Raw genomic sequence first — 7,962 nt, forward strand, 5'->3', positions numbered from 1 at the left:
ATTTTTGATCGGATAACGCCGAAATAAGCGATCGGATTAGACCGAAATCACTGATCGGATTGAACCGAAATGGGTGATCGGAATGGGCCGGAACATGCATTTAATAAAAAACTAGTCACTTTAGTAATGAGTGCACCGCTTCTAATAACATTTAATGCCGTTGGTGATAGTGGTTATGATAAAGCAATCGAAGATGACTTAATTTCGGTATGCAAAAGCGCAGCACTGAACGACAAACATGGCGTGAGAAAATCGGCTTATAGTATTTTTCCCAACACAAAACACATGTCGAATTCATTAAGAACCCTTTCTCAAGGTTTAGTGTGTAACGGAATGCAGGTGACAGAGTTTGCCAGAGTTTATGGTGCTGATGATACTTATGCCATGTTCAAGCGCTATTCACCGCAACGTACGAAAGTTGAAATTAAAGATATTGAAGTTTCGTATCAACGAGAAAACCTAAGCAACATTACAGCAGTACTTAAATAGGTAATTCAATGAAAATGGTAGATAAATGGTGCCCGGGGCCGGACTTGAACCGGCACGCTGTTACCAGCGAGGGATTTTAAATCCCTTGTGTCTACCAATTTCACCACCCGGGCATCGGGTTGCTTTTCAGCAAGGTGTCAGGCGTAGAACCTGATGCTGCGTTGCAGCTTTGCAGCTTTGTGGAGGCGGAACCCGGAGTCGAACCGAGATAGACGGATTTGCAATCCGCTGCATAGCCATTCTGCCATTCCGCCAGTGCGACTGGCGCTGATTAAGTTACCTCATTTAGAGATTGGAGCGGGAAACGAGATTCGAACTCGCGACCCCGACCTTGGCAAGGTCGTGCTCTACCAACTGAGCTATTCCCGCATACCTTAATCGTACATTTCGTTTCGGTGATGTCCTCTCGAAATGTGGGGTGCATTCTACCTACCCATTCAGAACTGTCAATACGAAAAAACGTTTAAATTGAGATAAATGCGTATTTTTATGATCGTTTGCTATTTTTTTATTCACTTTGATTAATGTACGATCAATTTCCTTTTAACGCTCCACCTTTAAGGTGGGGCCACGCAGCTTTTGTATAGACAATCATTGACCAAATTGACAGCACTGCAGCAATATAAAGAAGAATATAACCCAGTGTCACCCAATAAATTGGAAAGCCCATAAATGTTTCTAGACCAGAAAGTAATCCAATTAACGCTAACATTTGTGCTGTTGTTTTGGCTTTTCCTAAAAAGGATACTTTTACCGCTTCACGAACACCATTTGAGCCCATCCATTCTCTTAATGCCGACACATAGATTTCTCTCACCAACAAGGCAATTGCAGGTAATGTAATCCATAAGGTGGCGTAACTATGTGTGATCATTAATAGTGCTGCCCCTACAATTAACTTATCTGCTACGGGGTCGAGAAATGCGCCGAAGGGCGTAGATTGTTGTAATTTTCGTGCAAGGTAACCATCAAACCAATCAGTAATCGCAGCAAGCCAAAATATAAAAGCGCCCGCTTCATGCGCCCAACGCCAATCAAGAAAATAAACAACCACGAATACAGGAATAAGAATTACTCTAAATAAAGTAATACAGTTTGGAACAGTCCACATAAAAAATACGTCTCAGTTTTGTGCCTCTATGGGCGTTTAGCGCAGCTTTATCGCTTTCATTTTTGTAACACATTACCCTAAAATCGCGTGTAATGCTTGTGTGCATGCGTTTTATTGGTGAAGGTGATCGTAAATAGTCTCCGCCAATTCTTGACTTATGCCAGGTACACTTGCAATTTCATCTCTACTGGCTTTCTTAAGCCCCTGTAGACCTCCCATAAATTTAAGCAGTTGTTGTCTACGTTTTGCTCCAATTCCAGGAATACTTTCAAGACTTGAGGTGGTTTTCACTTTTTGGCGTCGGTTTCTATGCCCTGTGATAGCGAAGCGGTGAGATTCATCACGGATGTGCTGAACCAAGTGCAGCCCCGGAGAATGGCTTTCCATCGACACCACATCATGACTACCTGCAAGTATTAGCGTTTCAAGGCCGGGCTTACGCGTTACACCTTTGGCTACGCCCAGTAACATTGGTTTTTTATCGTGCGGCCAATCTTCGAAAAACGCTTCAGCTTGTGCAAGTTGCCCTTTACCACCATCAATCAACAGTAAGTCGGGGATCTTTTGCACTTCTTTAACCGATTTATAACGGCGTTTAAGCGCTTGCGCCATAGCGGCATAATCATCGCCAGGCGTGATACCTTCGATGTTATATCGACGGTAGTCACTTTTTAGTGGCCCTTCACGGTTGAACACTACACACGACGCTACCGTCTGCTGGCCTGATGTATGACTAATATCAAAGCACTCCATGCGCTGAAGCGGCACATCGATATCAAGGGCATCTTCCAAATCCAGGTAACGGGCAAAAACAGACTTCTGTTGACTGTACTGCGCTTCAAGTGCAGTTTGCGCATTGGCTTGTGCTAGTGCTAAATATTTGCGTTTTTCTTCCCTAGCCCCTTTGAAAAAGGTAACTTTATGCCCTGCTTCGCTGGCAAGCACCTCAGCAATGGCGTCTTGATCACTTAGTGTTTGAGCTAACACAATTTGCTTTGGAATGACTTTATTGCCCGCCAAATAAAATTGAAGAAAGAAAGATTCGAATACCTCTTGCTCGTCGGCTGTATTGGGAACTTTTGGAAAAAATGCTTTGCTCCCTAGCAATTGACCATCGCGAATAAACATGACTTGAATACAAGCCATGTTGCCTTTAAACGCAAAGCCAAAAACATCCATCTCGTCTTGTGTACCTGCTACCCACTGCCGCTCCTGTACCTTTCTTAAAGCATTTATTTGATCGCGATATCGAGCAGCGGCTTCAAAATTTAGGCTTTCACTGGCTTTTTCCATTTTCTCTACAAGGCTGCCAATCACTTGCTGATTTTTCCCCTTTAGAAAAAGGCGCGCAAAATTGACCTGCTCTTTATATTCTTCATCAGTGACATAGCCTTCAACGCAGGGGGCGCTACAACGTTGCATTTGATACTGCAAACAAGGCCTGCTTCGAGCACGATAGTAACTGTCTTCACATTGTCTTACGGGAAAAATGCGTTGCATTGAGCGCAAGCTTTCACGTACCGACCACGCACTGGGATAAGGGCCAAAATATTCACCCTTTTTCTTCTGAGGGCCGCGGTGGAAAGATAATCGAGGATGCTGATGATCAGACAAAAATATAAACGGATACGACTTATCATCACGCATAACCACGTTATAACGCGGCTTGTATTTCTTGATGAAGTTATTTTCAAGCAGAAATGCTTCCGTTTCACTGTTAACCACAGTGACGTCCATTTTGGCTATTTGACTGACCAGAGAACGCGTTTTGGCGTTGTCTAGATTCGCACGAAAATAACTGGAAACGCGCTTTTTAAGATTCTTCGCTTTACCAACATAAATAACCTCATCCTGACTGTTGTACATTCTGTACACGCCAGGTTGAGAGGTTAAGTTTTTTAGGAATGCCGCTGAGTCGAAATCTGAAGGTTGTCGCTTTGACATAATGCGCAGGTTGACGCCTATAGTAAATTGGGATCGATAAGCTTATGGCGCAGAGCGAGATGTGTTAGCTCAACGTCCGATGTCACGCCCAACTTATCAAACATACGGTAGCGATAGGTATTAACTGTTTTTGCGTTAATACTCAGTTCACTCGCGATATCTGTTACGCGCTGGCCTTTTGTTAACCGTAGCGCAATGTTAAGTTCTCTACTCGATAAATCGTTAAATGGATTATCTGAATTAGGCGAAAGTTTTCCGATTGCAATGCTATTGGCTACTTCGCTATCAACATACTTTTGACCACCCACAACTTTGTGAATTGCTAATATTACTTCACTCGGCTCGGCGTCTTTAGTGAGAAAACCGTATGCACCCGCTTCCATAACTTGCATTGGAATGGGACTTTCTTTGTGCATCGACAAGCATATTACACGCGTATTTTCAGACATGCGGACAATTTTTCGGGTAGCTTCTAAGCCACCTATACCAGGCATGTTCACGTCCATGAGTACCACATCTGGAGCGTCTTTTCGGCACAATTGTACCGCGTCTTCACCGTTTCTTGCTTCACCAAGAATTGTGAAATCGTCTACGTCTTCCAGAATTCGGCGTATCCCTGTTCTGACCAAATCATGGTCATCTGCTAGGACTATTTTTATCACTCTAGTATCTCACTGACTTCAGTTTAAGGTAACTACTGAACTAAGGGCTGTTCGCTGTACTTTACCAATACAAACAAACCGCCCCAAAATCACTCGTCCGTCATCATACCATGAGTTACGCTTACGTGAAGTGCAGATACACATTTTGTAAATAAATTATTGATATAAAGCAATTTTGCAATGTTAACTTGGCAAGTCAAACCAAAGTGCAACCAGGTCATTGCTCGCAATAATATCAATAGTGTCGCTTTCAAAAACACCCACTGCATCACCGTGGCTAAGAAGGAGTATTTCTTCTTCGCTACCCACTTTCACTTGCGCGTTACCACTTACAATATGCAAGTAGCCCTTGCGTTTACCGGTTTCAAGTGAAAGTTGCTCGCTTGCGTTTAATTGTAGTCGGCTAATTGATGCATCTTGCTTTATCTTAAGTGAGTCATCTTTACCGTCACTGCTTACGAGTAACTCTAGTTGAGCGTCGCTACCAAAGGTTTTTTGCGCATAACCCGGCTCGCCACCTTTTTCACTAGGTACAATCCATATTTGTAAGAAGTTAACCGGTTCATTACTCGATGGATTAAACTCCGAATGCATTATGCCTTTGCCCGCACTCATCACTTGCACGTCGCCCGCCGGTACCACGTACTCATTGCCTGTACTGTCTTTGTGCTTCAACGCACCATCGACAACGTAGGAAATGATTTCCATGTCCCTATGACCGTGGGTTTCAAATCCTCTACCAGCCTGAACAACATCATCGTTAATTACACGAAGTGCAGAAAACCCCATATGCTTTGGATCGTAGTAGTGACCGAACGAAAAACTGTGCTGACTTTGCAACCAACCGAAATCTACTTTGCCACGGGTATGTGCTTTTCTTAGATAAACCATAAACCTTCTCCTCAAGATAATGGTTACCCGCAACTTGAATGTAGTATTGTCCTGAACGACAACCACATGCTGAAAATAAAGTATGCGGGTAACTTCACAATGGAGATTATTATACGACCTAAATGATAGGATAAAATTTCATATAATTGCCCTTATCATTCTACATAACAGAATTTAGGATGATTAATTGGCTGAGAAAAACAGACGGTTTAGGGCTTGTTCAATATGTATAGGGTGACAGGCAAGGTTCATTCTAATGAAGCCATTGGCACCAAATTGTGCGCCGTCGTTAACAATAACACCGCGGGTTATGCATTGGTTGATGTCTTCAGCGGGCTTAAAAACGTGGTTAGATACTGGTTTTGTTAATGTGATCTTGCGTAAATTTAACCACAAAAAATACGTTGCTTGACCCATTGTGTAGTCTGCATCAATACCGCAATGCGCAAAATAAGTGTTGACCAATTTTCGATTAAACCCAATGGCGGCGCGCATTGTTTGAAGCCAACCTGACCCATAGTGATAGGCACTGATTAATGCCGCTTTAGCAACTGGCCCAGCCTCTAAGTGACGTTGACTCAGTGAGCGCTTAAGCGCAACTCTCTTTTGTTCATGTGCAATGATGGCATAGGACGCCCCCGGCATGCTTGATAAGTTAAATGCTTTATTAACGCTGTTCACATGTACTATGTTTTGAGACTGCGCTAACCCCGCAGAGCCCCCAAACAATGGAATAGCATTAGGGCTATCTTCATCGACAAATCCTAGTTCTGCGTGTACCGCATCGATGATCAAAACAATATTATGTTGTTCGCAAAACCGAATAATATCGACCTGATTTACGTGCGTTAGTACAGTGCCATCAGGGTTATTGGGGTGACATAATACAAATGCTTTCGCGTTTTCATTGAGTGTATTTACATGTATTTGGCTATCTGACACGTAAACAGGACTGGGCCGCATATTATTAAGAGTAATAACGTCAGTTAAAGGACCGTAAGTAGGCGATAACACCATCACTTCATCGCCTACATCACAAAACGCTCTTAATGCGCTATCAACAGCACTGGTCACACTTGGCACTTCAATTACATGGTGCGCTTTGACATCACCGTTAACACCTAACGAGTCCCCTACCCGGTTATGCCAATCAGCAACTGCATCTGCAAATGGCAATAACTGATATCCATACTGCTCACTAATCTGCGACACAAGGGCGTCAATAACACATTGCGGTGGTTCTGCGTCCATATCGGCAATCCACATCGCAATATAGTCGTCAGGCGCACATGGGAAACGCGCTGATACGCCAGCAAATTTTAAGCGCGTTAAGCCGCGCTTATCTCTAGGTTGTTTTTGCCACACATGTTGGTATGGCAAAAACGCTGACGCTAAGCTGTTGAAAACAGGGGTTGTATTAACTTCCATGTACCTTGGGTCACTTCACTTTTTGAAACACATTAAACTCAGACAACGTGTGCTGGAATTTGCGCTTGGTTTCCCTAATAACAAAAGGAATTGACACCGGCTCGCCAATGCGAACAAAAGCAGAACCTAAACTTTGTTCAAGTGCCTGTGTGGAACTTAACGTTTCACCGTTCTCGTCTTTATATCCACCCAACCACTCTTTGCGTTCTGTGTATTCCTCTAACCAAGTAAACGGACTTGCAACGATAAGCAATCCACCCGCATTTAAACGCTTTTGCATTTCGCTTAGTACTTTGCGTGGGCTGTACACCCTATCAATTAAGTTACCAAGGAAAATAAGATCATACCCAGTAAACTGGGGTTTTAAGTTACAGGCATCCCCTTGCGCAAAGGCCACTTTAGACGTTACATCACTCAGTCCAAGAGATGATAACTTGCGTGAGTGGAAGGACGTTAACTCGCCCTCTTCGATAAGGTGGTAGCGAATTTCTTGGCGTTCCTGCATGTCAAAAGCCGTTTTGATAAAGCGCGCAGAAAAATCGACGCCATCTACATGGTCGAAGAAAGTAGCCATTTCAAATGTAGAACGACCAACAGCACAGCCAAGATCAAGCGCTTTACCATTGCCGCCCTTGCCCACTTCAACCATTTTTGCGATACAAAATTCAGCACTTGCCTTAGCAAAGTTCGGGATACCATAGTACTGGTCTCCGTAATGAAATTCGCTGTATTGAGAAACCTGTGTATCGCTTTCATAGTCAAAATCGTTCACGTTAATTACGCTCTCACTTTGAACATATCTAAAACCTGCATGTTGGAAAAAATGACGTCTAAACGCATAACGGCTCTCTTTCATTGCCTCATTACCCGTTGAGATCCAACTGCCCCCTTTAAACAAATTATGTTTATTGTCATAAGTCGGTGTAGTGAAATCATCGTATAAAGGATGTACTTTAAAGCCATCGAAAGGATAAATGGGGGTTTCTGTCCACTGCCAAACGTTACCTACGACATCAAAAAAATCCCCTGATTGATTAACGTCAACCGGTTCACTGGACGCGTATTTCTGAAGTGCAATATTAAATCCGTTATCATATATCGACTGGGTAACACCAGCATAGTCGCGTAAAGCAAACCACTCATTTTCTGTAGGTAAACGAAAAGTCTTACCCAGTTGTTTACTTTTGTAATTACAAAATGCTTTCGCTTCGTGATAGTTGACGTCTACGGGCCAGTCCAATGGCAGATCGTGTTCCTCTAGCATACTGCGATAGCGGTATCCTGACGCTGTTTTCACCCAAAAGACGGGATGAGTGGCCTGCGTGTACTCACGCCATTTGGGGTTCTAGGGATTTTCCCCTCTAAAGTAACATAGAATGCTACAGGCTTTGTATTATATAGCCTCCAGCTGTGGGTTACTTTCGTTTCCAAGCTTAA

General features: G+C 43.3%; 6 protein-coding genes, 3 tRNA genes and 1 pseudogene. 1 reads left to right on the plus strand and 9 read right to left on the minus strand.

Translation table 11 applies throughout. The features are described 5' to 3' along the window. The first annotated feature begins 69 nt into the window (after positions 1-69). On the plus strand, positions 70-489 hold the full coding sequence (locus LHL20_RS20200; protein ID WP_226434591.1) for a DUF3718 domain-containing protein: 420 nt from the start codon (positions 70-72) through the stop codon (positions 487-489). Between the two features lie 26 nt (positions 490-515). On the opposite strand, the gene LHL20_RS20205 is transcribed toward LHL20_RS20200, so the two are convergent. From LHL20_RS20205 to LHL20_RS20245, 9 genes and pseudogenes are all read right to left on the minus strand, one after another. Beyond that, a tRNA-Leu gene (locus LHL20_RS20205) sits at positions 516-602 on the minus strand. 67 nt (positions 603-669) lie between these two features. After that, positions 670-743, minus strand: a tRNA-Cys gene (locus LHL20_RS20210). A 39-nt stretch (positions 744-782) separates the two neighbouring features. Continuing rightward, positions 783-858, minus strand: a tRNA-Gly gene (locus LHL20_RS20215). A gap of 163 nt (positions 859-1,021) precedes the next feature. After that, a complete protein-coding gene (gene pgsA / locus LHL20_RS20220) occupies positions 1,022-1,600 on the minus strand; it encodes a CDP-diacylglycerol--glycerol-3-phosphate 3-phosphatidyltransferase (protein WP_226434592.1) in 579 nt (192 codons plus the stop codon). Between the two features lie 111 nt (positions 1,601-1,711). Further along, positions 1,712-3,544 carry an excinuclease ABC subunit UvrC gene (gene uvrC / locus LHL20_RS20225; protein ID WP_159624620.1) on the minus strand — a complete coding sequence of 611 codons (1,833 nt, stop codon included), beginning with the start codon at positions 3,542-3,544 and terminating at the stop codon, positions 1,712-1,714. A gap of 17 nt (positions 3,545-3,561) precedes the next feature. After that, positions 3,562-4,206 (minus strand): UvrY/SirA/GacA family response regulator transcription factor, encoded by a 645-nt coding sequence (gene uvrY / locus LHL20_RS20230; RefSeq protein WP_202265674.1) that lies wholly within the window; start codon positions 4,204-4,206, stop codon positions 3,562-3,564. Positions 4,207-4,389: 183 nt separating this feature from the next. Further along, a complete protein-coding gene (locus LHL20_RS20235) occupies positions 4,390-5,097 on the minus strand; it encodes a pirin family protein (protein WP_226434593.1) in 708 nt (235 codons plus the stop codon). A gap of 183 nt (positions 5,098-5,280) precedes the next feature. Next, positions 5,281-6,525 (minus strand): aminotransferase class I/II-fold pyridoxal phosphate-dependent enzyme, encoded by a 1,245-nt coding sequence (locus tag LHL20_RS20240; protein ID WP_226434594.1) that lies wholly within the window; start codon positions 6,523-6,525, stop codon positions 5,281-5,283. Positions 6,526-6,535: 10 nt separating this feature from the next. Next, positions 6,536-7,864 (minus strand): annotated as a pseudogene (locus LHL20_RS20245) (putative 4-mercaptohistidine N1-methyltransferase); the annotation flags it as partial. Positions 7,865-7,962 lie beyond the last annotated feature (98 nt).

It is taken from the genome of Alteromonas sp. McT4-15, assembly GCF_020515205.1.
GTDB lineage: Bacteria > Pseudomonadota > Gammaproteobacteria > Enterobacterales > Alteromonadaceae > Alteromonas.